24 protein-coding genes are annotated in these 26,418 nt (G+C 37.9%); 4 read left to right on the top strand and 20 right to left on the bottom strand.

The genetic code is table 11. The features are described 5' to 3' along the window. Positions 1 to 35: 35 nt before the first annotated feature. The gene (locus tag ACIQXQ_RS19130; RefSeq protein ID WP_402959555.1) at positions 36 to 1,991 is read right to left on the bottom strand and encodes a GTP-binding protein; all 1,956 of its coding nucleotides are present in this window, start codon (positions 1,989 to 1,991) and stop codon (positions 36 to 38) included. Positions 1,992 to 2,284: 293 nt separating this feature from the next. On the opposite strand from ACIQXQ_RS19130, the gene ACIQXQ_RS19125 reads away from it, so the two are divergent. Further along, positions 2,285 to 3,007, top strand: a complete 723-nt coding sequence (locus ACIQXQ_RS19125) for a class I SAM-dependent methyltransferase (RefSeq protein WP_402959553.1) — start codon at positions 2,285 to 2,287, stop codon at positions 3,005 to 3,007. A 283-nt stretch (positions 3,008 to 3,290) separates the two neighbouring features. Here the strand turns inward: ACIQXQ_RS19125 and ACIQXQ_RS19120 are convergent, their stop codons facing one another. Then, the gene (locus ACIQXQ_RS19120; protein WP_402959551.1) at positions 3,291 to 3,557 is read right to left on the bottom strand and encodes a hypothetical protein; all 267 of its coding nucleotides are present in this window, start codon (positions 3,555 to 3,557) and stop codon (positions 3,291 to 3,293) included. A gap of 156 nt (positions 3,558 to 3,713) precedes the next feature. On the opposite strand from ACIQXQ_RS19120, the gene ACIQXQ_RS19115 reads away from it, so the two are divergent. After that, entirely contained in the window at positions 3,714 to 4,424 is a 711-nt protein-coding gene (locus tag ACIQXQ_RS19115) for a class I SAM-dependent methyltransferase (RefSeq protein WP_402959549.1), read from the top strand. A gap of 63 nt (positions 4,425 to 4,487) precedes the next feature. Here the strand turns inward: ACIQXQ_RS19115 and ACIQXQ_RS19110 are convergent, their stop codons facing one another. The 6 genes from ACIQXQ_RS19110 to ACIQXQ_RS19085 all read right to left on the bottom strand — a co-directional run bounded on the left by ACIQXQ_RS19110 (position 4,488) and on the right by ACIQXQ_RS19085 (position 9,990). After that, the gene (locus ACIQXQ_RS19110) at positions 4,488 to 4,679 is read right to left on the bottom strand and encodes a hypothetical protein (RefSeq protein WP_402872894.1); all 192 of its coding nucleotides are present in this window, start codon (positions 4,677 to 4,679) and stop codon (positions 4,488 to 4,490) included. A 260-nt stretch (positions 4,680 to 4,939) separates the two neighbouring features. After that, complete coding sequence (locus ACIQXQ_RS19105; protein ID WP_402959547.1) at positions 4,940 to 5,998, bottom strand: hypothetical protein; 1,059 nt, start codon at positions 5,996 to 5,998, stop codon at positions 4,940 to 4,942. A gap of 121 nt (positions 5,999 to 6,119) precedes the next feature. Continuing rightward, positions 6,120 to 7,526: an alpha/beta fold hydrolase gene (locus ACIQXQ_RS19100; protein ID WP_402959545.1), complete on the bottom strand. Its 1,407-nt coding sequence runs from the start codon at positions 7,524 to 7,526 to the stop codon at positions 6,120 to 6,122. A gap of 21 nt (positions 7,527 to 7,547) precedes the next feature. Continuing rightward, positions 7,548 to 8,186, bottom strand: coding sequence for a hypothetical protein (locus tag ACIQXQ_RS19095; RefSeq protein ID WP_402959542.1), 639 nt, complete (start codon positions 8,184 to 8,186; stop codon positions 7,548 to 7,550). Further along, positions 8,173 to 8,562 carry a DUF4176 domain-containing protein gene (locus ACIQXQ_RS19090; RefSeq protein ID WP_402959540.1) on the bottom strand — a complete coding sequence of 130 codons (390 nt, stop codon included), beginning with the start codon at positions 8,560 to 8,562 and terminating at the stop codon, positions 8,173 to 8,175. Before ACIQXQ_RS19090 ends, ACIQXQ_RS19095 begins: the two co-directional genes overlap by 14 nt. A 195-nt stretch (positions 8,563 to 8,757) precedes the next feature. Then, positions 8,758 to 9,990: a Zn-dependent hydrolase gene (locus ACIQXQ_RS19085; RefSeq protein WP_402959538.1), complete on the bottom strand. Its 1,233-nt coding sequence runs from the start codon at positions 9,988 to 9,990 to the stop codon at positions 8,758 to 8,760. Positions 9,991 to 10,272: 282 nt separating this feature from the next. On the opposite strand from ACIQXQ_RS19085, the gene ACIQXQ_RS19080 reads away from it, so the two are divergent. Further along, positions 10,273 to 10,992, top strand: coding sequence for a MerR family transcriptional regulator (locus tag ACIQXQ_RS19080; protein WP_402872873.1), 720 nt, complete (start codon positions 10,273 to 10,275; stop codon positions 10,990 to 10,992). Here the strand turns inward: ACIQXQ_RS19080 and ACIQXQ_RS19075 are convergent. Both ACIQXQ_RS19075 and ACIQXQ_RS19070 read right to left on the bottom strand, forming a co-directional pair. Beyond that, positions 10,987 to 13,008 (bottom strand): HelD family protein, encoded by a 2,022-nt coding sequence (locus tag ACIQXQ_RS19075; protein ID WP_402959536.1) that lies wholly within the window; start codon positions 13,006 to 13,008, stop codon positions 10,987 to 10,989. The two genes, ACIQXQ_RS19080 and ACIQXQ_RS19075, sit on opposite strands and share 6 nt — an antisense overlap. Positions 13,009 to 13,277: 269 nt before the next feature. Then, the gene (locus ACIQXQ_RS19070; protein WP_402959534.1) at positions 13,278 to 14,162 is read right to left on the bottom strand and encodes a hypothetical protein; all 885 of its coding nucleotides are present in this window, start codon (positions 14,160 to 14,162) and stop codon (positions 13,278 to 13,280) included. A 188-nt stretch (positions 14,163 to 14,350) separates the two neighbouring features. On the opposite strand from ACIQXQ_RS19070, the gene ACIQXQ_RS19065 reads away from it, so the two are divergent. Beyond that, complete coding sequence (locus ACIQXQ_RS19065; RefSeq protein ID WP_402959532.1) at positions 14,351 to 15,082, top strand: hypothetical protein; 732 nt, start codon at positions 14,351 to 14,353, stop codon at positions 15,080 to 15,082. Between the two features lie 110 nt (positions 15,083 to 15,192). Here the strand turns inward: ACIQXQ_RS19065 and ACIQXQ_RS19060 are convergent, their stop codons facing one another. From ACIQXQ_RS19060 to ACIQXQ_RS19015, 10 genes are all read right to left on the bottom strand, one after another. Continuing rightward, positions 15,193 to 16,470, bottom strand: coding sequence for an MFS transporter (locus ACIQXQ_RS19060; protein WP_402872861.1), 1,278 nt, complete (start codon positions 16,468 to 16,470; stop codon positions 15,193 to 15,195). A gap of 42 nt (positions 16,471 to 16,512) precedes the next feature. Continuing rightward, the gene (locus ACIQXQ_RS19055; RefSeq protein ID WP_402872858.1) at positions 16,513 to 17,988 is read right to left on the bottom strand and encodes an aldehyde dehydrogenase family protein; all 1,476 of its coding nucleotides are present in this window, start codon (positions 17,986 to 17,988) and stop codon (positions 16,513 to 16,515) included. 34 nt (positions 17,989 to 18,022) lie between these two features. Beyond that, on the bottom strand, positions 18,023 to 19,189 hold the full coding sequence (locus ACIQXQ_RS19050) for an acyl-CoA dehydrogenase family protein (protein WP_402959530.1): 1,167 nt from the start codon (positions 19,187 to 19,189) through the stop codon (positions 18,023 to 18,025). Between the two features lie 22 nt (positions 19,190 to 19,211). After that, positions 19,212 to 20,408, bottom strand: coding sequence for an acyl-CoA dehydrogenase family protein (locus tag ACIQXQ_RS19045; protein WP_402959528.1), 1,197 nt, complete (start codon positions 20,406 to 20,408; stop codon positions 19,212 to 19,214). A 40-nt stretch (positions 20,409 to 20,448) separates the two neighbouring features. Next, positions 20,449 to 20,865 (bottom strand): Zn-ribbon domain-containing OB-fold protein, encoded by a 417-nt coding sequence (locus ACIQXQ_RS19040; RefSeq protein WP_402959526.1) that lies wholly within the window; start codon positions 20,863 to 20,865, stop codon positions 20,449 to 20,451. An 11-nt stretch (positions 20,866 to 20,876) separates the two neighbouring features. Beyond that, complete coding sequence (locus ACIQXQ_RS19035; protein WP_402872846.1) at positions 20,877 to 22,040, bottom strand: thiolase C-terminal domain-containing protein; 1,164 nt, start codon at positions 22,038 to 22,040, stop codon at positions 20,877 to 20,879. A gap of 35 nt (positions 22,041 to 22,075) precedes the next feature. Beyond that, a complete protein-coding gene (locus ACIQXQ_RS19030; RefSeq protein ID WP_402959524.1) occupies positions 22,076 to 22,492 on the bottom strand; it encodes a MaoC/PaaZ C-terminal domain-containing protein in 417 nt (138 codons plus the stop codon). A gap of 71 nt (positions 22,493 to 22,563) precedes the next feature. Further along, positions 22,564 to 23,022, bottom strand: a complete 459-nt coding sequence (locus tag ACIQXQ_RS19025) for a MaoC family dehydratase N-terminal domain-containing protein (protein WP_402959522.1) — start codon at positions 23,020 to 23,022, stop codon at positions 22,564 to 22,566. A 6-nt stretch (positions 23,023 to 23,028) separates the two neighbouring features. Then, positions 23,029 to 25,221 carry an acetate--CoA ligase family protein gene (locus ACIQXQ_RS19020; RefSeq protein WP_402959520.1) on the bottom strand — a complete coding sequence of 731 codons (2,193 nt, stop codon included), beginning with the start codon at positions 25,219 to 25,221 and terminating at the stop codon, positions 23,029 to 23,031. Positions 25,222 to 25,574: 353 nt separating this feature from the next. Further along, positions 25,575 to 26,369, bottom strand: coding sequence for a CPBP family intramembrane glutamic endopeptidase (locus ACIQXQ_RS19015; protein WP_402959517.1), 795 nt, complete (start codon positions 26,367 to 26,369; stop codon positions 25,575 to 25,577). Between the last annotated feature and the right edge of the window lie 49 nt (positions 26,370 to 26,418).

The following is a 26,418-nucleotide window of genomic DNA, read 5'->3' as shown; positions in this document are numbered from 1 at the left end:
TTTTATTTTAACTGTATAATTCCATATGATTTTTCTTATTGAAGTCCATGCATATTTCCCTCGGCCTCTTCCCACGTTACTGTATACCCTTGCCCTTTGGAACAGAAAATGGAGGATGAGGTGTAATCAGGATCAGCATTTTTATTATATTCGGTCCGTTCGATGACCTCTTTGGGATTATGACACAAGTCATATCCAGCGAAGGTCAAGTTTATGTTCCCTTTCCCTTGGGTGAAAGAAGCCAGTTGGCTACTATAGTCCATAAATGTGGCAACTGGTACGAGACCCGTTAAAATCGCTTTGTCACCTTCCGTTTTTGGAGAATCGAAACTCCCATGTGCCTGTTGAATATCAGAAAGTACACGGCCCATCTGGTCCAGGTCTACTCTGATCTTAAATAGGTAAACAGGTTCAAGCAAGATATTTTCCGCCTTTTCCAATCCCTGCCTTAATGCCCGGTATGTAGCCTCTCTAAAGTCCCCACCTGATGTATGTTTATTGTGAGCTCGTCCAGTAAGTAGTGTTACATGTATATCCGTAAGGGGAGAACCTGTAAGTATGCCATGATGTTCCCGTTCAAAGAGATGATGGCGGATTAAGTTCTGTATTCCCACAGTAAGGTCATCAGCATGACATCTATTATCAAACGTAATCCCACTATTTCTTTCTCCCGGCTCTAATTGAAGATGAACTTCCGCATAATGTCCTAAAGGCTCAAAATGTCCATATCCAATAGCGTCTGTACCGATTGTTTCTTTATAGAGGATTTCAGGCTTTTCAAAAGTGATATTTAATAGGAATCGGTCCTTGACCAACTGCACCAATACTTCTAGCTGTATGGTCCCCATGACATGAACGTGTATTTCTTGAGAGCGTTCTTCCCATGACACATCCAATGAGGGGTCTTCAACATCCATAATTTTAAAATACTGTAATGCTTCTTTGATATTCACAGTAGGTTCAAATGTAACTTTTGACTTTAATGTCGGTATCATGTCAAAAACGGAACTTTCTTTAATCAGTCCTAGACCATCCCCAACTGATGCCAAGGATAAACCGGTGACTGCAAAGAGTTCCCCTGCCGCAACCTGATTTACGTTTTTAAATGTACTACCATTATAGATGCGAATGGATGTGATTTTTTCGAAGACGGAATCTTCTGGTTTTCCATATTCGATTTCATCTCGTACTCTTAATGTTCCACTTAATGCTTTGATAAATGTTATTCTCGTTCCGTTACCATCATGACGAATCTTATACACACGCCCAGCAAATGGTCCTTGGCTGCGATAATCCGTGGCCGTTAACTGGTCAACCTTTTTCATAAAACTCTCTACTCCGACACCATGCAGTGCTGACCCACATGCAAGTGGGAATACTTTATTATCATGAAACAAATCTTTCATCGTCTTAAACCACAAATCCTGGTTATAACCTTGATCCATATAATGATCCAGTAAGAGTTCATTACGTTCAGCGACAAATTCCACAAGCTCCTCTTTCATCACTCCATCTGTGAAAGAGTCTGTGATATTACAGACGTCCTGGGTTAAATTCAACTGTATATCTTTCATTACAGCATCCACATCTGCTCCTACACGGTCAATTTTATTGATAAAGAAAAAAGTGGGCACTTGATACTTCTGGAGAAGCCCCCAAACGGTTTCCGTATGACCTTCTATGCCTTCCACTGCACTGACGATGATGATTGCATAATCCATCACCTGAATACTCCGCTCCATCTCCGGTGAAAAGTCAACATGGCCCGGCGTATCGATGAGATTATAGTTCGAATCTCGGTAAGAAAACATGGCTTGATCTGCAAAGACCGTAATTCCTCGTTGCCGCTCGATATCATGGCTATCGAGGAATGCGTCCTGATGATCAACACGCCCCCTATGTTTAATGCTATTCGTATAAAAAAGAAGCTGTTCGGAAAATGTTGTTTTCCCAGCGTCCACATGTGCCACTATTCCAATTGTCTTATTCATTTATGTTCCTTCTTTCAAGTGCCTTCACACCAATTTCTTACCTTTAAAGATAGAGAATATCTGTGATTTTGAATTAAACAACGAGTATATATTCTAGAACTAATGATCATTTCCTTAGTGCAAGCTCGCGGAATGAACTTGATAACACCGATTCCACATACAAACCGCCCCTTATTTCTGAGGCAACTCCTAATACGTCCACTAATATTCAACCTAAGACATGAATGTTTTAGTCACCCTTTCATTCTAAAGCATAAAATATGTATATGACTACACCAAGGGAGATAAAAGTTATGTATCACACATATCTAGATGCCTTAGCCTTCTACGGGATTGAAAGTGCTCATCCAGGCGGTTTCGATTTGACATCAAACATCATGATGAATGAGAGAATTGATACGAATACCACAATACTCGACGCAGGATGCGGGATAGGGCAAACATCACATTTCTTGGCAGAAACCTTTAAATGCCACATTTATGCGGTGGATAATCATCCACAGATGGTTAAAAAGGCAGCACAGCGATTTCAAAAAGCCAATTTGCCTATTCGAGTGTATATGAGTTCCTTAGAAGAATTACCGTTTCCCAACGATTCATTTGACTATATTGTAGCTGAGTCCACCACAGGTTTTACGGAAATCAACAAGTCCATTGCAGAATATTATAGGGTATTAAAACCTGGCGGAATTTTGCTTTCAATTGATATGACTGCGGAAATTGCATTGCATGCCAATTTGAAAGTTGAATTGATGAATTTCTATAAACTTAAAAATATTCCGACTGAATTGGAATGGGTACGTGCCTTTAAAGAACAAGGGTTCAAACATACGGAAATCCTTCATTCCAGTACAGTTTTAGAAGAGTTAAAAAGATACTCAGCTGCCAACCAACGCTCGAGCGATTCTCCGGTTTTCAAAGGAACCTTAAATGATATCATCAAAGAGCATTATCGCCTTATGCTTACTCATGGAAATAGTCTTGGTTACCGTGCGTTTAGGGTGAGTAAGGGATAATAGGTCTTCCTTTCCAATGGTTTCTGTCTCCTTCAAAAAATTGCCGCATCATCTAATTCTAGCGAAATGGCTGTAGTTTTATGTGAAGCTGTTATAAAAGAATGTTTCGAATGAAATGATCCCCCTAATAATAGTTTATTTACCGTTTTATTATGGGGGATTTATTCTTTAGAGTGATGATACGTATACTAACTTATATTTAATTGCATTTCCGTTTGGGGAATACAAATACAGAAAAAAACCTGTGGCCATCGCCTTACAGGTTTTTAAAGGATCTTTTCTATTACCATAGGAATGCAAGGAAGATTAATGAGGTGATTGCTCCAAAAGCGAACCCAGAAGCCGCTCCCCAACCGAATCCACCATAATATCCACCATAGCCAAATCCACCAAGGTTACCTCCGTTATTAATTGGGCGAATATAGACTTTGTTGGGTGTTACCCTATGAATAATTCCCCTATGGATTGTTCCTCTATTTGTACGGATTTCTACTGGTCTCCCAATTCCTTGGCTGCACTTATGAAAATAGTTCTGATTGTTATATCCCACTTTAATAAACACTTCCCTTATATTCGATTCTACATGGTATGCAGAAGGGGACTAGCTTGCATAGATAAACACCCACTATGAAAAGCAATTATTCTATCCGCTTTACCTTCCGTGACATACTATGAATCAATTACATGGAAAAAGGAGACAACAGAAATGAAACACTCATACCAAGATGCCTTGGTCTTTTATGAATTGGAAGGGGCCCATCCAGGGGGTTTTGAACTAACCAAAAGTATTCTAAAAAATGAAGACATTCATAAAAATGATAAGATCCTAGAGGCTGGATGTGGACTTGGCCAGACTTCACAATACCTAGCCGAAACTTATGGTTGTCAGGTTTATGCAATGGATATTCATCCGGAAATGGTAAATAAGACAACGAAAAGATTACAACAAGTTCATTTACCCGTGAATGTATGTATGGGCTCCATTGAAAAAATGCCCTTCCCCAAAGACTTTTTTGATTTTATCATAGCTGAATCCTCTACATCATTCACTACCATTCACAAATCCATTCAAGAATACTACCGTGTCCTTAAACCTGGAGGCACGTTAATCTCTATAGATATGACAGCGGAATGTATTTTGCCTGGTGAACATAAAGAGGAAATCATGAATTTTTATCATCTTAAAAGCATCTTGACACAATCTGAATGGATAAGTGCTTTTGAAAAAGAAGGGTTTTCGCATCTGGAAATACTAAAATCCAATACGGTTTTAGAAGAATTAGAGAATGCTCAAGCGGCACATGCCAAGCCTCTGCCTTCTAATGAAGCCTACAGCCGAATACTGGAAGAACATTATCGTCTAACCCTCACTTATGGAAATAGTTTGGGCTACCGTGTGTTTAGGATGAACAAATAGCATGGATATACCAACTTAAACTAAGAGGAGCGTTTCTCGGTTAGAAGAAACGCTCCCTTAGTTTTATACAGTGACTATATAAATCCCCACTCCTAGAGCTAAGACAATCCCTAGGACGGCATATATCCAAGTTAGCCTGGTTAAATTGCCTCTAACAGCGCCTGAATAATTTTCATCGCTTTTTCCACCCAAAGCCATGGTACCAAATAAGGCAGCAATCATGATGATAAAGACCAATATCATGGAAAATTTCATGTTAATCCCCCCGCTCATGCACCTTCATTTTGAGATACATTACGTTCTCTCTGTAACTCCTAATAATATAAGTATACGGAATATTGAGAAAAAATGAAACAGGCAAAGTCTACTAAAAAAGGCATCTTGGTGTCCTTATGATTTACAGGATTTCATCGCAACTAATAAAAGGCCAACCGATGTCGGTTAGCCAAATAATTGCCTATATAGTTTACCTTATCGAAGTTTGACATGGGTATTGATATATCAACTTTAAGGTGTTATTGGACCCCCAAATCCACCAGATAAGCCTTAGAATTATCGCTATCTTCGTTAAGATCAATTAATACATTCGTAAAACCTGCTGTTCCAACTACTTTTGCTTCGTAATCAACACTTAATACGATTAAGTCATCGTAAAAAAAGTTAATATGGGCAAAGTTAACACTATCCGCTTTTAGATTAAGCTCTTTTGCTATATCCATAAAATCTATTTTAAATACTTTTTCGTATTTCTCATTTCCTTTTTTATAATTTTCTATAGTCTGTATCCTTTGTATCCCATCTTTAAAGCTTTCTTTCGTTCCATTTAAATAGACAAACTTCCCATCATCACTAAGAAGAACATCTTTTTCATGAATCCTAAAAACAGTATGTTCCTTTTTATTCCATATCGTTTCGGAATGCAGGATGTTAAAGAATTCCCCTGATGGATCAGTCTTAACGAATAAATCTTCAAAGTTTTTCAATTCTTCAGAATCAACGACGTTTTGAAGTTCATCTGGTACCAGTTTACTGGCGGTTACCGTTGAAAAATCACTTTTTACGAAAAGAAAAATTGACCCACTTTCTTTTTTATTTAATTGTTGTATTTCAATTGCCATTGATTCCTTACTTAATCCCCTTATATTAAAACTGAGCCGATCGGTCTCCGTCAAACTATATCGATTTAAAATGCCAGGCAAATTGAGTGTTTTCTCACCTTCCATGGTCTTAATTCGTAATCTATTCTTTTTTTCCAATTCAACTAAAGGGAGATTATATTCATGCAGTGGTTTTACTGGTAGAAAAACCTCCTGCTTTATATTTTTATTTTGTAATGAGTTCAATGTTGATGAAACATCCTCTAAACCTAACAAGGGCTTGTAAAAGTCACGGAATACCTTACCATACGAAAAGTATTGAATGGGGGAGAACTCTTCAGACCCATTTCTTATGGCATTTACGCTAACGCCGTCTTCCATAAAAAGAGGATTACCATAATTCGGAGCGAAAAAATTGATCATAAATCGAGAAAGTGACTCATTATCCGTTTCAGGGAATCCCTTTATATAAAGCAAGTCCTTCACTTCCTCTTGTTTTTTTGTTGTTGAAAGATCCGGTCCACATCCAATGAGAAAAATAATGATTAAAAGTACGATTCCGTTAAAGAAACACTTTTTCATAGATTTTAGCTCCTAATTATTTGTCTGTATTAACTTGTCTTATGAGTTCAATGAATTCTTCATCTTTAATTTCATTACCATGACCTGGATTCTTTATTGTGCTAACACCCTCTACCTCATATTGCGGTCTTTCATCAATCAATGATTCAAGATTGTTTGCATTTTGACTTTCCAATGAGACTACATCGTCGCTATCTTTTTTAACTTCCATAGACCCACCCTCATAATATACCGTTTCCATTCGATAACCGGCAGAAGCTATTATATTCATCTTTTCAAGTTTAGTATATACTTCAGGATTTGCAGATTTGAGATTTTGTAAGTCCTCTTTCATTTCTTCCTTAGATAGATCGGTATAGACATTGCTATGGAGAATTCCATTATCCTCCCTTTTATTTTCTGGATTGAAATCCAAAAAATCTGTAAATTGCCGTGGATCTTGCCCTATTTTTTCAGCAACATAAGGTAAACTGTTTCCCGTTTTAGCTAGTTTGTTTTTGTCATAAGGTGTGCCGATAGTAGTAATGCTCTGTACATAGTCTGGATAATCCATTGCAAATTGCATAGATCTTCTGCCTCCATAACTATGACCAAACAAATTAAGTTTTGTCGTTTTGTTTATAAGTCCCATTTCTGAGAGCAATCTAGTTAAATCATCACTGGTTTCCTGTCTATGTTCATTTGACTGTTCTGTATCATAAACTAAATGAATACGTCCTTCAGGATATTTAAAGGCATCTTCCTTTTGTAAGGATTGAAAATCGTCTAGTGCAAGCACTTCCTTTTCGCCATATTCATTCATTTTCACAACATAATATTCTTTCTTTCCGTTACGTTTCACATGAACGATTACGTCACCCTCAACAGAAGCCTTTTTAGCACTTTCCAAAAACTCGTTCCCGTTTGATTCGATTCCATGAATATAAACTGATACTTCTTCAAAGTCCCCCATAGGTCCTTTAATATTTTTCATGGAATTATAAATGATTGAAATATCATTTAATCCCTGTCGCATCGGCGAACGATAATAGCGGACAGCATTTTCAAAATCTAATTCAATTTCAGATATTTCACTTTTGAGCATATTATAATAAAGTGAAATTTCCTGACATTGAGAGATAATATTCGTAAGTTTTAATAGTTCTTCTTCAATCTGATCGCCTTTTAACTGAAGTTTTTTGTTCTCCGACTTCAACCTTAACTCGTCTAAATCACTTATGTATTGGTCCACTTCAGCTTTCAAATCAGAGAAGTCAAACATAATCATAGTACCAGCCAATTCCGTTATACTGCCTGAATCAATAAAACCCCAAATCTTTGCATATGCATTTCTTACAAGTTTGGAATTTGCTAATAATACCGTAGCATTTGCGCGGCTAGTGTGTAAATTGATCAAACTCGTTACTTCTGGCTCTTTATACATAGGTTCTTTATCCTTTCCTGGTTATTCACACTTCCCTAGGTTATGAGCAATGAGATTATCTACTCGTTCAAGCTCTTTAATAATTCCATCCGCGTCAGTGCTAAGTTCTTCGACACTTTTTAAAAACGTGGATAAAAGGAAAGTAATTTGCACCTTTCCTTCCTCCCACACATCGGCAACATCCCCCCAAGGAAACTCCGTATGAAAAAGTACATCATTCAATAATTTTTCAAAGTCTTTTAACAACTCGTTTAAGCTATCTAAGTTAGAAGAAAATTCTTTTTTTGCTGTTTTTAATGTGTAGGCATTTAGTTTAATTTCGTTACTCATATTTTCATAAGAAAACTCGTATTGCTGCACTGCACGGTTGTTCTGAGGTACAGTCTCTACTGAACCTGATTCATCCGTACTCAAAATCATTGATACAAAGTTCATAACAGTATCAGCAAAATACAGTAAACCAACGCTAGCTTTGTTAAAAAATTCGATATGATTACTCAATTTTGTCTTAAGCGCTGTAACAGCTTCACCGCTATGATTCTCAAGTTCCTTACTAAAAAAAACGATGGGTTTATAAACGGCTAATATCGTATCTTCTAATTTTCGGACGCTTCCAGAAACCATATCAGGCAAGTCTTTATTAAATTTAAATACCCCCACTTATTTGGCCTCCTTCAATTTTCGAATCGCCTCCCTTTGTTTCCGCCTCTTTAAGTAATTGATCAACTTTTACTTCCATTTCATCCACATACCCATAATGATACAAAACGTCTATATCATCCTTGTTAAAAAGAATGAATTTTTCTTTCGAATGGATATAACCATTTGGATATTCAATAGCTGTATAATCTTTAACCACATTATGATTTTCAGAAAACACCAGACGACCGATGATTAACAAACGCCTTGAATCACCTTGGACTCCAACTACACTCCCTATTGGTAAAAACTCCTTAGAAAAGAACAATTCCATCTCTCCTTCGCATCCTCTTGCCATTGAACACCCTAAATATATTTGTTTTTTTAAATTACCCATCCTCTCTATTTTAAAACCATTTTTTTCCTATTATAGAATTCCGACCCTTCATTTAGCTAAATCCGGAAGGCTCCATTATCTTTAGAAATACATTTCACCAACATGGTAAGTTGCAATAAAAAAAGGCATGATTTCATATGAAATCTGCCCTTTTAGGAAACCACGTAATATATTAGTAGTGTTTTTTCAATCTGCCTATTTAGCTTGTATCGCAAGGACTGTTTCTAAGATGACATTCACACCTTTTTCACAATCTTCCCAAGATGTCAGCTCGTTTTCGCAGTGGCTTTTTCCGTTGACACTTGGAACGAAAACCATCGCGGTAGGGATATAGCTTGCGATGAATTGTGCATCATGCCCAGCTCCACTTACCATTCTTTTGTAGGAATACCCCAATGAATTAGTAGATTGCTCTAATAAATCGCAAAGTGACTCATCAAACCAAACCGTATCGCGTCCCCATAGCTTTGTGGCAGTGACTTCACACCCATCATTTGAGCCTGACTGTATTAGCCCTTTTATAATTTCTTCTACACGCTCAATAACCTGTTGATCCTTATGTCTCGCTTCTAATGTAAAAACTACTTTATTCGGAATGACTGTATGAATATTAGGATGCACATTTACCCGCCCTATGGTAAAAACTAAATCTTCATCAAGAAGATTTAACTTTTGAATGGCTTCTGTGACAAGACTATTTGTCGTAAAGAAGGCATCTTTTCTCATATTCATAGGAGTGGTTCCAGCATGGTCTGATTCGCCAGTCACTTCTATTTCGTAGCAGACCATTCCAAGAACACATTCCACTACACCAATCTTCAAAGCTTCTCTTTCAAGGATAGGTCCTTGCTCAATATGTAATTCTAAAAAGGCTGTGGCCTCTTTTAGGCGGGACTCAATGTCTCCTGCATATCCAATCGAGTTCAGGGCATCTTCGAAAGTAATTCCATCACTATCGGTTTTTTGTATCATCGTAGTTTTTTCAAATTTCCCCGAAAGGACCCCGGAGGCCATCATCGAAGGCTCGAATCTTGCTCCTTCTTCATTTGTAAAATTGACGATTGTGATTGGAACATTTGGTTTGATATCATTATCTACTAAGGTACGAACCACTTCCAACCCAGCAGCCACCCCTAGGATTCCATCAAAGCGCCCACCTTTTTTCACGGTATCCATATGTGAACCCATGACGATTGGCGGTTTATTCTCCAAACCTTCTAATGTAGCGTAAATATTACCCATATCATCAACTTTAATCGACATTCCTAATTCTTCACAACAAGAGCAAAAGTAATCTCTGACTAAACGGTCTTCTTCAGTCAACGAAAGGCGGGTGACTCCATTATTTTCAGTACGTCCGAAATCTGCAAATTTTTCAAGTGAGTCACTTAACCTCTTACCATTTATCAGTAGTTTTTGCTTTTTCATAGAGCACTACTCCCTTCGAATACTTACTAAAAAACATGATGACTTTCTATAAAACTTAATTTTCGGATTATTCTTTTTATTATACTTGCATAAACTGTTACATTCATTAGACAAAAAGTTAATTCTTTGGACCGTTTTTTATACCTTTTATCTATTTTCAATTACTACTATCTAAAACAACAAAAAACACTACCAACAATTGTTTTTTACTAAGGGATATGAAATGTTGTTGTATTTTTAAAAGTTAACTATAATGGAAAAGCTAAAGGAAGGAGTGATTTAATGCGAACAAATGAAGTAGCAAAAAAAGTGAAAGTTCACCCTAACACTGTAAGGCTTTATGAGGATTGGGGGTTTATTTCTTCAGTTCCCAGAGAAGCAAATACATACAGGAGATATTCAAACATCCATCTAATTCAAATGCAAATCGCTCGCTATGCTTTTCGACAAGAATTCATTCAAAATAACCTGCGCAAACAAGCTACCCGAATTGTCCGATTAAGTGGTAGTGAGCTGTTTAGCGAGGCATTAATAGAAGCAAATAAATATCTGCAATTTTTAGAAGCGGAGTATTCTTATACTTGTCGTGCTGTCCAAATAGTTGAAAAGATTTTAACGAAGGTAGTAGTCCATACTGAGACATACACTCATAGAGAAGTAGCAAATAATCTGCAATTAACGGAAGAGACCCTTAGGAATTGGGAAAGAAATGGATTATTTACGGTAAAACGAAATTCCCAAAACCGACGTCAATATTCAGAGCGTGATATTCAGAAACTATTAATTATTCGTACGCTTCGTACTGCTCATTTTTCCATTGCAGCCATACATCATTTAATAGAAGGTATTGAAGAAGTGCAAACCGCACGGGATATTCAATCCCTTTTAAATTCACCAAAGTTTGCTGATGAATTTTTACATGTTACAGATGAACTTGAGATAAATTTAAAAAATGCGATGAAAGACGTAAAGTCAATCATCGCATTATTAGAGGACTTATAATAAAGGAGACGGATTTATTTCGTCTTTTAAAATGGTTAGTTCATGCATGGCTCTTGTCGTTGAAATATAGAGTAACCCACGATCGAATTCATTCCGATAATTCGTGCCATTTACGAATGGCACTATTACCGAGTCAAATTCAAGTCCCTTTGCATATTGTATTGTTGTTAAAATAATCCCCTTTTCAAATTTTTCTGTATGAGCATCTACTAGGTGAATCGGCAAATGGTTTACATGTTCTTTTAACAAAACAAGGTCTGATTCCGTTTTACAAATGATGGCCGTAGATTTGAAATCATTTTTAATAGATCCAAGCAATCTCAAAATCATTTCATTCAATGTTTTATACGGGATTTCTTTTGGTTCCTCTCCGTGACGAGCGATTGGATGAATTGTCGAATTCCGCATGAATTTTTTCGCATACATTGCGATTTCATAAGATGACCTGTAACTAGTCGTTAGTTCAACATATTCTAGGTTTGAAAAAATTTGCTCAAAACCTTCTTTTGAAATTGTTTCGTATGGTAAAAGTGCCTGACTAAAATCACCAATAATCGTACGTTTACACTCAAATACTTTTTCGAGTAGTGCATATTGAATGGGTGTATAATCTTGCATCTCGTCTAGGACAAAATGCTGTATCATATCAAATGTCTTTATACCCTCAAAGTAAAGCTGACAATAAAGATAGGGATATACATCGGTAAATTCAAAGTGCCGCTTTTTGAAATAGAATGTTTCTTCACTGAATTCCGACATAAATGCTTTATAAATATCGATTGCGGAGTTAATAAGTAGCCGTTTTTTTAATCGTTTTACGATTTCGTTTTTACTGGGTAGTTTTAGTTCACCTTGGCGCTTCGTCTTGAGAACATTCATTACATCATCAGCTATCATCTCTAAGCGAATAAGTACGGGTTCTTTTGCATATTTGCTGAAACGATTCTGCAAATATTCTGTTGTGAATTCATAATCAGCAACCGAAAGGGTACCATTTTTAAATAAGGTTGAGTTCAATCTTTGTAAAAAAGCATTTAACTGTTCTACAAAAGCATAAGTTGATTTGATCGAAGCTCTTATTGCATAGTCACTTTTGGGATCTGCTAAAATATCTTTTACCTCTTGTTCAAACGATACGTAAGTTAAGTGGTTAGGAAGTAACTGTTCCGTTAACTCATCTATAGTAAAGGAACGGATTGGCTGCTCGCCAAGTTCCGGTAGGACTGAAGATATATAATCACCGAAAACTTTGTTAGGGGATAGTATAAAAATTCGATTTGCTTGTAGTGTATCTCGAAATTTGGATAAAAGGTACGCAATACGATGCAGAGCAACTGCCGTTTTCCCCGATCCCGCGACACCTTGTATGATGACATTATAGGCAGAATCATTACGGACAATTTTATTTTGTTCCCGTTGAATTGAGGTCACGATCGTTTTCATTTTATCATTCGCATGCTCACTTAAAGTCTTTTGTAACACAGCATCTTGAATTGTTAATGAGCTTTCAACCATATACTCAATTTTGGAATTTTCGATTTTGAATTGCCTTTTCGAAACAATTTCACCGTCAAAATGATTTTCTTTTGCCTCATAATAAGCTTTTCCTATTTCAAATTCATAGTACATATTACAAACTGGAGCACGCCAATCATAGATGAGATTATTACTGGCTTCATCACTAAATCCAAAACGGCCTATATAAAATGATTCCACTTCATCTGGTTCATCGCCTTCATAAACAAAATTAAATCGACCAAAGTATGGGGAATCGATTAGTTTCTCTAGTTGCTCTCGTTCGGTAACTTGAGCAAAACCCCGTCGGTCAATCATATTTAACGTTTGGCTATAATCATATATCTCAAATTTATCGATTTCACTTTTGTAATCAATCATATATTTTTGTAACTCTTTATAGGAGTGGTCTTGTTTTGTAATATCTTTTGAAACTTGTTCATAAGCTTCCTTTAGCTTTTCTATAGTATGTTCGAAATATGTTAATTCTCGTGAGTCCATCATCATCGTCCTCCTTTTTACCAGTAATCACTAGTTTAACGATTCAAACTTCGCTGGTGTGTATATGGAGGGTTTAAAAAGTTTATGAAAAATCTTACAAATAATATATTTCCTATTTTGGATGTGGCAGATAACTAGTAAGGTTTTTCAAAAATAAAGAGATCCCTTCTATTCGATTTCTAGTAGAAAGGATCTCTTTATATGAAAGTAGGATTTTGATTTTTTTAATGCAGGTCTGTGCTAATATCCTTATTGTCCTCTGATGTTCCTTAAACTTGTTTCACTTTTCCCAATAGCCCGATTGATAAATATTGCTTATTTTCATCGAAATCCCATAACCAATGGCGCAAGGAAAAATCTTGCCGATCCACTTTACTCATATAATGCTGGATGGCAATTAATGCGGCCCCATACCCGACATTGGAAGCTAATGAAAAAATGGCGTTAATTCCTTGATTGGTAGTCTCAATGTATTCTGGTTCCATCTTCAAGATATCGGACCAGGTTATGTAGAACCCATTTCCAGTACAACACTTGAAGGCTACATCCTGCAAATTAAGCACAACCTGATCTCTTACATCCAAAAATCCATCTTTTATTCTTACTAAATCCAACTGTTCATAGTGGTGTTTATTCTTTTCAAGAGTATCTAATGCCCAATTATAAAATAATTGAGTATAAATGGCCGATGTTGCGAATATGTCAAATTGGCCAATATAATCATTGAATTCATTATGAACGATTTCTGATAACTTATCCTTCATATTCAATACGTATTGAATAATGTCTTCAGTCTTTTCACCATGCTCCAACATGGAAGTCAGTGTTTGTTCGAAATTTATTTTATCCAATCCGGTCACATCCATTGCAACTAACTGAATTTTATTGCGAGTACTTTCTGAAAAGTTCTTGATTCCATTTACCATGCTTTCTTTATCTATATCGAATAAATAAATCGAATTACATTTTGTTGATAGATGATTTAAATCCAGATCATCACAATTGCCCGCTCCAATAATCCCTATTTTATTTACAAAAGCTTGTTTGGAAAAAACGGTATCAAATAATTCTGTTACCCGTTCACGATGTTTTCCCCATTTAATCCTTCTATATTCGTCACGATTATGATTCAAATCCCTTTGGAAGGCTTCCAAGACTTAACACTCCTTTATGTACAACTGATTAAACTATTGTATCAAAAGACTGCTCTAATGTAGAGATTCTCAGCAACAAGGAAATGGTATTTTTCCAAGAGATAAATCAGTAAATTTGGATATCTTTTTGTATATCTCAAACATTAGAATATAATGGAAATAAGAGAATGGATAATAGGGGGCATATCGTGAGTAAGACAAAAAAGATTTTATTGATTTTACTTGTAATTTTTCTATTTATATTAGCCGGAGTAGTCATCCTGATGTATTCCTTCACACAAGGTATGAAGGGTGATCCTGACGAAGAAAAGAAAGTCCGGGTGCAAGCGGAACAATATCTAGTGGAAAATTTTAAAGAAAAAACGTATGTATACGACGTGTTATACGATAACATGGGTAACTTTGATGAGTTTGAATACGCCGCTAAAGTTAGAGAGGAAAAGTATGGTACAGAATTTCTTGTGTATTCTAACGTGCATACTGGAAAAATGGAGGATTCCTTTATTTCCAACAAATGGAGAGATGATTCAGAAAAAGAAATAAAGCCCTATATCGAAGAAAAAATTGGGGATGTAAAGTCATCAGTGGAAATGAAAGAAATTACTGATAGTAACAATTATGAAGAAATCCAGGCTAAAATAGGGGATTCTAGTGAATTAGTTGTCCTTTTTGATAGGGAGATTGGAAGAGAATTAGATATTGACCCGAATCATCCAAAAAGTTATAAAGAGTATGATGTTACACCATCTATCCTTCTTACAATTCACCGTAAAAAACAAGATTCAGATGAAAATGATTTTAACAGTATTATTCAATCCATTAAAACCGACGGCGCTCTTGTTCGAGGTGAACTCATCGTGAATTACGTCAGCACTGATGGAGTGGCATTAGAAGATGACGAATGGCGAAAAACGTTTTAACCTATGTATTGCCAATATGGGTCCTGTTCAAAGGTTTAGACACTGTTTATATAAACAGTGTCTAAACCTGACTATTCAGTTTTTTAGTGATGAAAAAGGCATACTACTTCTTATGATATGATTTCTTTATTTGACTCCATTGTAAATTTATCCTTTGTTTTTCCTTTCATGCTGTTAGCAACTAGCACGCAAATCATACTGAAGATAAATAATCCAAGGAAGAAAATCCATGCAACACGGTAGCTTTCAGTAAGATCATAGATTAAACCGGAAACAATGACCCCTAAGGAACCTGCTGCCACAAAGAAGACTTGTACGACTCCAAAAATTGCTCCGAAATCTTTGTTACCAAAAATATCGTTTGTCATGAATGGAGGTCCTAATGTCGAGATCACGACACTGAATCCAAAAGCAATCGCAAATAAGTAGGCGAAAGCAGGGCCTTTAGCCAACAGAAGGGATAGCATGGCAATAGTCATACATATCCCTACATAGATAGCTCCTCCAGTAGTACCGAACTTATCCAATACAGCACCTAAAATCAATTTTCCCACTGTGTTTGCGAGGGAAAGCAGGCCAAAAATCGTACCGGCAAAGAGGGCGGGATGACCAATATCTATTAAATAAGCGGGAATATGCATCTGTACACCCCCTGCCACCAATGCAAAACAAACGATTCCTAGTACAAAAATCCAAAACATCGCTGTCTTCTTGGCTTCGCCCATCATTAATCCGCTCTTCTCTGTCTCTATTTTCTCAGTTGACTCCATTTTATCAGCACCAAGTGGGGCTAGGCCTTTTTCGGAAGGACTTTTCTTGGCAAATAGTAAAACAAACGGCAATGTTAAGACAATGAGAAGTATTCCCGCTATAACATAGGCCGTTCTCCATCCGTAGTTTGTGATGATGGTAGTTAATACAGGACTAAGCACCGCAGCGCCTATTCCTGATCCTGCAAAAGCAAAACCCATGGCCTTTCCCTTTTTCTCATAAAACCAGTTCGTTACCATAATGGAAATGGGAATATTTGAAAAACCCGCGACACAGATACCTATCATAAAGCCAACAATACAAAAGTATAGAGCTGAATTGGCTAATGAGTATGACATGAATCCCAAGCCCGCCACCACTACACAAATGGACATGATCAATCTCATATTACCCTTAGCCAGTAGCTTTCCCATAAAGGGGGAAGCTACTGCCACGCCAAGACCAGCTATGGAAAGAGCAATTGAAAAAGTGGTTCTACTTATTCCTAAATCTTCAGTAACAGAAACCATAAATAAGCTGTGTAAAGAATTTATTATAGAGTAAGCGGCAAACATTATAAAGAACCCACATAATACAACATACCAACCATAGAATACGCCTTTAGCTCCTTGCTCCATACATTACCGCCTTTCTCCAACCACTTCAATTACCTTCGAAGATTAACCGATATCAATATAACATGTTTTCTCACGAGTGAATTCCATAATAGAATCCACACCGTATCCACTACTTTTTTGTCCACCGAAAGGCAACTCAGGACCTACTGTCCGGTATGTATTGACCCAGACATTTCCTGACTCCAATTTCCGAATCATTCGGTGTGCCCGGTTCAAGTTGGTCGTCCAAACGCCTGCTCCTAAACCGAATTCAGTATCATTGGCCATAGCAATCGCTTCATCTTCCGTATCAAAAGGGATGACGGTCGCCACCGGACCGAATATTTCCTCCTGACAAATTCGAAGGGTGTTACTATCCACCCTGATTAATGTAGGCTCAATCCAGTAACCTTCCGCTAAATGTGGCATATCCGGCAATAGATCCTTTCCTCCGTGGCGACCGCCGATGATAATTTCTCTCCCTTCTTTTTTACCTAATTCTATATACGAGCACACTTTTTCATATTGTATGGCATTAGCAATTGGCCCCATGGCGCTTTCAGGATGCATCGGATCTCCTAGTTGGATATACTCGGTGATCACTTCTTTCATTTTGGTCACCATCTCATCAATAATCGATCTTTGAATAAGGATCCTGGAACCACCTACACATAGTTGGCCTGCATTCCCAGTGAAAATCCCATTGAGTGTAACACCTTGTGCAGCTTTTTCAAGATCGGCATCCTCAAAGACGATGTTTGCTGATTTTCCACCAAGTTCAAACGTCATAGGCTTTGGATTTTTAGCCGTTGATTGGGCAATTGCCCTGGCCGTTGCCCCGGATCCAGTTAGGCTGACTCTATTCACGTTAGGATGACTGACCAATGTATTGCCTACTTCCACTCCATCCCCTGAAACAACATTCAGAGTACCAGGGGGAAGAACCTCATTAATTAATTCACCGTACCTTAATGATGCGACAGAGGCCAGTTCAGATGGTTTGATTATGACGGTATTCCCTGCAGCAAGGGCATAGGCTGCTTTAACGGTAAAAGTAAAAAGAGGTGAGTTCCATGGAAGTATTCCTACAACCACCCCATAAGGTTCCCGTAATGTATATCCAACACTTGATGAACCCAACTGGACGGTATCTCCCTTGCTTCCTACAGCTGTCGCTCCTGCTGCATCGTACCAGTAACTTGCTAAACTTGGAATGAGTCCGTAACTCGTTTCCCTAATGACCCACCCATTATCTCTAGTCTCTAACTCCGAAAGTTCTTTACCATGTTGGACAATCAGATCACCAATTCTCCTCAAATAGTTTGCCCGCTCCATAGCTGGTAGGGTAGACCAGCCCTCAAAAGCACGCCTTGCTGCCCTTACTGCCGATTCGGCATCTTCGACTGTACTGTTAGGAATAGTGGCCCATACCTTTCCCGTAGATGGATTGATACTTTCTATTTGTCTTCCGGAAGAAGATTGAATTAATTTCCCGTTGATCATGTTTTGAAAATCCCTAATTTCATTTGCTATTTTCAAAGTTCAACTCCGCCTTTCAAAATGAGTATATATTTCAAACAGGCATGATTACCGCACTTTCGTCATACCATCCTAATGCTGTTGCGGCTTGTTTATAAAACTGATCTGTACGGCCTAAATAATTCTCATAGAATCGGGCCCGTTTTACAAATAGCTGGCAATCCATTTCTTCTGTAAAACCAATTCCTCCATGAATTTGTATATTATCAGCGGAGATACGGGTAAAGGCATCCGTAGCAAAGATTCTTGCGCAAGCAATGGCCTGAACACGATCGGATGCATGACTTTCCAATGCCCAATTCGCATAATATGCCAAAGATCTTGCCGTTTCCAAGTCTGTCTTCATATCTACTATTCTGTGTTTGATCGCCTGGAATCTTCCAATGGGTTGGCCAAACTGTTCACGAATTTTTGCGTACTCGGTAGCCATCTCCACTACTTTCTCCATAGCTCCCACTATTACAGCTGAAAGTGAAGCATTGAAGGTAAGTAAACCCTCTTGGAGAACATCCCAGCCTTTGTGAAGAGTTCCGAGGATTTGATTTCTTGGAATTTTAACGTTACTAAATGTAAGCTTTCCTAAGCTGCGCGTCTCATCCATGTTTTTTTGGTTTTGAATAGTCAGATTGGGATCGGTACGATTGACAATAACTAACGAAATCCCTTCTGTACCTTTTCCTATATCTGTGCGGACCGTTACGATAAAATGATCGGCTAACTCGGCATCTGGAACAAGTGATTTTACCCCATTTAATATCACTTGGTCATTTTCTACTTTTCCAGATAGATTAATTCCAGAAGGACCATAACTTCCGCCCCTCTCTAACCATGCAAGAGAAAATGATTGAGTCCCATTCGCTATATTGGGTAGATAGTTTTCTTTTTGTTCTTCCGTACCGAACTTTTCTAATAAGGGAACAGCCAATGCACTCGTTTCTAAATAAAGTCCTGGTACTAATGAACGACCGGATTCTTCAAGAACAGGTATTAAATCCAAAGGTCCTAATCCCATTCCTTCATATTCTTCTGATATATTAATACTAGTACAGCCTAATTCGGCCATTCCTCTTTGCAGGGCTAGTAATGATTCTGTATCACCCTTGATAAAATCACGAGCTGCCTTTGTTTGACCTGCATCATCTAAATACTTTCGGACATACCCCCGAAACATCTCTTGTTCTTGATTTAAAGAAAAATCCATTTTTCATCACCCCTATTTAGACTTAGCGTCCCATATCCTTCGGTAAGCCTAGAATTCTTTCAGCAATTGTATTCTTTTGTATTTCACTCGTCCCTCCACCAATTGTCTGGCCGAATGAATAGAGATAATTATCTTGCCAATATGACTGACCTGAAATGGCATCTTCTTTCCATAGAACTCCCTGATGACCTTGCAGGGATATTGATTCAGAAAGTAAGTCCTTTGTGAGTTCACTTACTATTAATTTATCCATGGAACCCTCGGCTCCTGGATAACCATTTTTTATTGTTTTCGTTAAATTCCGATAATAATTTAATAGAGAACCACGGGAACGAGTATATAAATCTATCATCGTTTTTCTAACAAGTGGATCGGCCATTAACGGCTTGTCATCCACTTTCCATTCTTTTGTCAATGATACGAGGTCATTGAATTGCTGTTCCAATGTGAAAACCTGTGCTCCTATACCCGTTCTCTCATGCATAAGGAGCGCAATTGAAACCTTCCATCCTTCATCCACTTCTCCAACAATTTCAGCATCATATGCAATCGCGTCATTTAAATACACTTCATTAAAATCATGCTGCCCATCCATTTGAATGATAGGTCGGGTTTCCACTCCTGGCTGTTTCATGTCCAAGAGGAACACCGTTATCCCTTTATGTTTCTTATCAAAACGATTTGTTCTAGCAAGTAAAAAGCAGCGATCCGCTAGATGCCCAAAGCTTGTCCATACCTTTTGACCATTAATGATCCATCGGTCTCCATCTTTTACTGCACTCGTTTGGATAGCTGATAAATCTGATCCAGCGTTTGGCTCGGAGTATCCTTGACACCAAACTTCTTCACCTGTGAGGATTTTTTGAATATACTTTGTTTTTTGTTCTTCCGTACCTATTTGCATAAGTGTTGGTGCAACCATATGTAGTCCAACATAATTCACCAAAGGAGGTGCTTTAACACGAACCATTTCCTGATGATAAACAATTTCCTCCATCAACGTAGCTTCCCGGCCACCATACTTTTTCGGCCAAGCAATTCCCGCCCAGCCCCCTTCGTATAACTTCCTTTGCCAATCTCTTAAAAAAGCGGCATATTCACCTTCATCCTTAGAAACCTGGCTAGATCCTTCTAACCAACCTTCAGGTAAATTTTGTTCAAGCCACATTCTTAATTCATGTCGGAATTCTTCTTCCTTTGCTGAAAACGAAAAGTCCATTGTTTCTTTCCCCCTTTTTTACCAGTCTAAATTGAATGATCTATACTTGAATCCATTGTGGCAAAGAACGTTCTTCCGTCATTTTCTCCCAAGTCATCTTGACCTGCATTCCGATATGAACATCATCGGTAGGACACTGCTGAATATTCCCGATTAATTTGACATCAGGCAATTTATCTAATTCGACAATTGCAATGATGAGTGGTAAATCATCTTGGAATCCTGGCAGAAATGGACGATAGGAAATGATATACGAATAAACTTTCCCGTTTATGTCACTACCTTGACTTTCCCAACTTAGTTCCGTACTTCCGCATTTTGCACAACTTGGTCCAGGAGGGTGCGAATATTCCTGACAGCTATTACACTTTTGTAGAATCAGTTCATGACGATCTGCCCCATCCCAATATGGGGTATTATCTTGGGTTTTTACCGGAATTGGTTTTTGATATTCCATCTTTTTCCCTCCTAGTTTCTAAGAATCATAGCTCCTGCGATATCAGGACCAGCCCAGCCAGTACATATACCTATTTCACAATTTTCCACCTGGCGATCTGTCCCTTTATATTCATGTCGGACTTGTCGAACAATTTCCAATACGTTATTCATCCCATGTGTATAGCCTTCTGATAACATTCCTCCAGCAGTATTCGATGGTAATTTCCCACCCATCCGTAAGTTTCCTTCGGCTACAAAATCCCCTACTTCGCCTCGTGGCGCGAATCCATAAGCCTCTAATTGACGTAGCACCACCCAGCTATAACAGTCATAAATGGACGCAACCTGAATATCTTCGGGTTTAACCCCTGCCATTTTATATACTTCAGGTGCAACATAGTCAGAAGCGACTTCATCTAAATTGTTCCAATAATGGGCATGTGACACACATTGCCTTGCAGATAAGCCCATGATGTAGACTGGTTTAGATTTACCATTTTCAGCTCGCTCTGCTGAAGTGACGATGATTGCATTTGCTTCATCTGATTCCATGCAGAAGTCGTGCTTATTGAATGGGTAACTCAAATATGGTGTATTTTTATATTCTTCCATCGTTAACGGTTTCCCGTAAAAATATGCTTTTGGATTTCTTTGGGCATGCTCATAAAAGCTCGTGCAGACATGTCCAAGATGCTCCTGGGTCAACCCGGTTTCATGCATATGGCGAGTCGCAAAAAGTCCGAACCACTGTGATGGGCTACCCGCTCCGTAAGGAATGATAAAGCTCCCACCTTCAATGGCCGATTGGAGCAGATTCACATCCCAACCGCCCCCGCCCATTCGGACGCCAGATCTCCCATTCATAGAGCGGTAGATTAATACCGTATTTAATTGACCTGTTTCAATTAGACCAACAGCATCAGCAATTAACATCTCCGTGCTGCTTCCTCCACCCATAATATCGTTTACATATTTCGGACGAACGCCTAAATACGTGGCTAACTGATGTGAAGTGCAAGAATCATGTTCGGAATAACTCATGAAACCATCAATATCTTTCGCTTGAAGACCAGCATCATTCAATGCTGCCCGTGCTGCATCCAATGCCAAATGAAGGGGCGTTGTTCCAGAATTCTTGGATCGTTCACTCTCCCCAACTCCGACAATGGCGTAGCGATCTTTTATACTTCCCATAAAAAAGCCTCCCTTTTGATTTCTAAAGCAACCCCCTATTGAAATTGCAAGACGACTTGCCCTGATCCTACAACATGCTCTGGTTCTTTTTCTGCAATAAGATCCAGTTTGACAAAGCGTTTTCCCTCTTTCTCATACACATTTTTCACAAATGCTGAACAGGTAATTTGGTATCCGGGTACAGTGATAGCACCGAATCTCATTTTAAAGTTCGTTGGCATAGCGGTATCGCCAGCCAATTTCATTACATATTCCCCTAGAAAGCCCATGACCAGCATTCCGTGAGCAATCACCCCTTGCATTCCTACTTTTTTGGCAAAGTCATCATCTGTATGGAGCGGATTGAAGTCCCCTGAAGCACCTGCATATTTGACTAATTGAACTTTTGTTACACTTGGCTTGGTAAGTGACTTGAGTCTTTGTCCTTCTTGTAAGCCTTCATAATTCAACATTTCCCTTTACTCCTCTCATTGGAAGTCTTCCTTTTGCTCCAATCGACTATTTATAAGCAATTATTCCCTACTTAAACTGTAGATGATTTAGCTTTTAAGGGCCTATAGATAATATTCGTACGGCTTATCACAACCAATTTACCCGTTTCATCTCTGATTTCCGTATCGAGAACCACGAACTGCATAGGCCCTTTTTTTCCTTCACGTTCATACACATCAGAGACCTTCATCTGGCAATATAGTGTATCCCCCGGACGAATTGGGCGTTCATAGATGAATTCCTGCTCACCATGCAGCATTCTTCTTTGATCGAGCTTTAGATCCAAGTTTTCTCCACTATCTTGCCCTATTGCTATAGGGAAAGTGGGAGGAGCAATAATGCCTCCATATATTGTTTTTGCAGCATACTCTTCATCGATATATAAAAGATTAAAATCACCGATTGCTTCTGCAAATTGCCGTATATGCCTTTTTTCGACTTCAAATACAAATTGATTTCCAGTTAAACCCTTTAAATAATCCAACTCCATAGTTTGCTACCCCCTAATCGTTGTTTTCACTTCAGATTCGTTACCGATAACAAGCATCGCATCCGCTGCTTTAATTCCATCTCGATAAACAATTAGAGGATTTATATCCAGCTCTTTGATGGAATCTTTATAATCAGTGACCAAGGCTGAAACCTTTAGTAACACATCAATAATGGATTCGATATGAACCGGATCTTTTCCCCGCGTTCCTTTAAGGATGGCTTTTCCCTTGATCTCTTCAATCATTTCATGAGCATCTTTTCTCGAAATTGGCGCAACCCTAAGTGACACATCTTTGAAGACCTCTACAAATATCCCTCCCAGACCAAACATGATAACAGGTCCAAAAACCGGATCATTATTAGCCCCTATAATTACTTCCACACCTTCGGGGAGCATTTCCTGTACGGAAATTCCATTGATTATAGCGTCTGGTTTATACTTCAGTGCATTACGGGTTATTTCAGTGAAAGCTTTTACGACTTCTTGTTCGTCTTTCACATTCAATCGAATGGCATCTGCTTCTGTTTTATGTGGAATATCAGGGGAATCCACTTTTAAAACGACTGGGTACCCCATTTTTGTTGCAAAATTTGATGCTTCTTCAGCTGTTGTAGCTAAAGATCTCTTTGTAGTTGGAATTTGATAATGATCCAATATAGCGCTTGCTTCTGATTCACTCAGTGTCTTGCCAGCAGGCAATAGTTTTTCTATATCTTGCTTCTCTATCAACTTAGGAATTTCAAGTTGTTCAAATACATGTAACTCCTTATTTTTTCGATAATATTCACTGTATTCGACTAATTTAGCAAATCCTCTGATTGGATTTAAATTACCCGGTACAACAGGAATCCCATTTTTAACAAGCTCTGCTGTGCCTTGAGGAATGGACATGCCTACCAGTGGGAAAGAGGTAATGAATATGAATTTGTCGGAAGCTTTACAAAGACCTATAAACTCTTTTAACAAAGGATGATCAGCATCCCAATAATTAGGAAACTCAGTGAAAATAATATTATCTACTTCAGGATCTTCAATAAGAGCCCTTAATGGAGCGATAAATAATTCTGGATTGGATACAGAGGCAGCAGCTGTTAAATCAACTGGGTTGGAAGCGCTTGCATAAGTAGGAATATTAAGCATGATTTTTTCCTTTGTTTTTTCACTTAGAGGAATGATGGTAAGACCATTTGCTTCACAACGGTCTGCTTCATTAATGCCTCTTCCTCCAGAACTTGTGATGATTACTGTATTTCTTCCTTTAGGCAACTTATTGGAAAGAAATAACTTTGAAAAAGAGATGATATCTTCATAATCATCAGCTCTGACAATACCGGATTGCGTAAAGAATGCATCATAAACATGATCCGAACCAGCGAGTGAACCAGTGTGAGAAGCAGCAGCTCTACTTCCTGCTATACTTCTGCCTGTTTTCATGACAATAATTGGTTTATTTTTGTCCAGTGCGTCTTTAGCCAAAATTCTTAGCTTTTCTGGATTTTTAGATCCTTCCAAGTAACCACTTATTACGCTTATTTTTGGATCATGGATCATATATTCCACGATATCCGAAAACTCGGTTTCCATTTCATTTCCGACACTCACAAAGTAGTTAAAACTTAGTTCATTCTGTGCAGCAGCCATGTATGTTAATACACCAAATGCCCCACTTTGCGAGACATACCCCACACCTTGTTGGCCGTCCAACGGAACTGATAATATCGCAGGTGAAAACGTCCCGATTAATCCATTAGACAAATTAACTAACCCAACGCAGTTGGGACCGACTATTCGAATACCATTCTTTTTGGCAATCTCTGTGAGCACCTTCTGCTTTTCAATGCCTTCCTGTCCAGTTTCAGAAAAGCCCGCAGAAAAAATGATGGCCGCTTTAACATTCTTTTTTGCACATTCTTCTAACCCTTGCTGTACTTGTTCGGCATTTAAACAAAATATGGCCAAGTCAATATCGTTTGGTACATCCAATAAGGAAGGGTAACATTTTAATCCTTCAATCTCCTTTGCTTTGCGATTGATTGGATAAATCTCTCCGATAAATTTCCCATCCAAAAGTGTCTTCACTTGTAGATTACCAATCTTATATTTATTCGCAGATGCACCTAGTATGGCTACAGACCTAGGATTAAATAAAGGATCAAGCGATTGATTTGAAAGATCTATTTGATTTTCATTTGTCATACATTCTCCCCCAACCTCGTAATGTATAAATCATTTCTCTGTTTTCATCTTACATGTAGAGAAAAAAAGATAAGAAAATTAACTATCGCTAAATTCATATAAACATTAGGAGGTTAATTCATGTAAAACCTTTCATTTAACCTTGATGCAGCAAGGGATACAAGGAGACACTAAAAAAATTACGTTCTATATAACCCCGACTATGCGTGGGGATAGCCCCGACATCTGAACAAGATAAACGCTTAACTTTTTAGTTTGAAATAAAAAAGGAAACCCCGTTTAAGGATTTCCTATATAAACTCTATTAAATTTTTTCTTCTGTTCCTTGGTGATACTTGAATTCGTACCTTTTCTTAGTTCAATAGGAAACCACTTAAAACCATAAGAATATTAAAAATAAAGTGCCAAAGAATCGAAGGAATCACACTTCTGCCTTTGATAGTAATCCCTCCATAAAACATTCCTCCAATTGAAAAGGCAATGCAAGTAACCCATGGAATTCCAAGTGAATAATGTTGCAATCCAAAACCCAAACTTGTTAGTACGACCGCCCATTTTTCACCTAATAGTTCTGAGAACCGATTCAGCAGATTACCTCTCCAAATAAGTTCTTCTAATACAGCATTTGTTATTGAAAATATGATGGTGAGTAGCCACATTTCTTTGATGGCGAACCAACCATTTTGAATAATGAAAGGTGTAAAGACAATAGTATTAACGATTAATGCTATGAATAGAAAAAACTTAACACTCGTTCGGTGAAAACCGGACCATATAAATGGAAAGTAAATCAGTTCATTCCATTGTGGTTTTTTCAAATATGCTATAAATGGAGACTTGGAAAAGAAAGATAAAATGAATAAGGGGACCAAAATTAGAATTAATGATACTCTACTGAAAAGTATGCGTAATTCCTTTGTTTCAAACTGTACCGTCCAATGAGTAATTGCATATAAATAAGCGGAAAATCCAACTCCAAATAGAATACCTGTGATAATAAACGATTTCATAGATTTATCGAAAGTTATAAAAATAAAAATAGACGTAATTAGCCATATACCAATAAGTAAATAATTGTTTAGTTGTAACGATATGATAAGGGATACAAATATAAATAATGAAGCGATATGTTTAAATACATATGACAATATGAAACATTCACCCCTCCGAAAACAGTAGTTGCATTAGGGCCAAATC

Source organism: Peribacillus sp. NPDC097198, from assembly GCF_044762055.1.
In the GTDB taxonomy this organism is placed as follows: Bacteria; Bacillota; Bacilli; order Bacillales; family DSM-1321; genus Peribacillus.
Note: the sequence above shows the minus strand (reverse complement) of the source record. Positions and strands in the feature narration are given on the sequence as shown.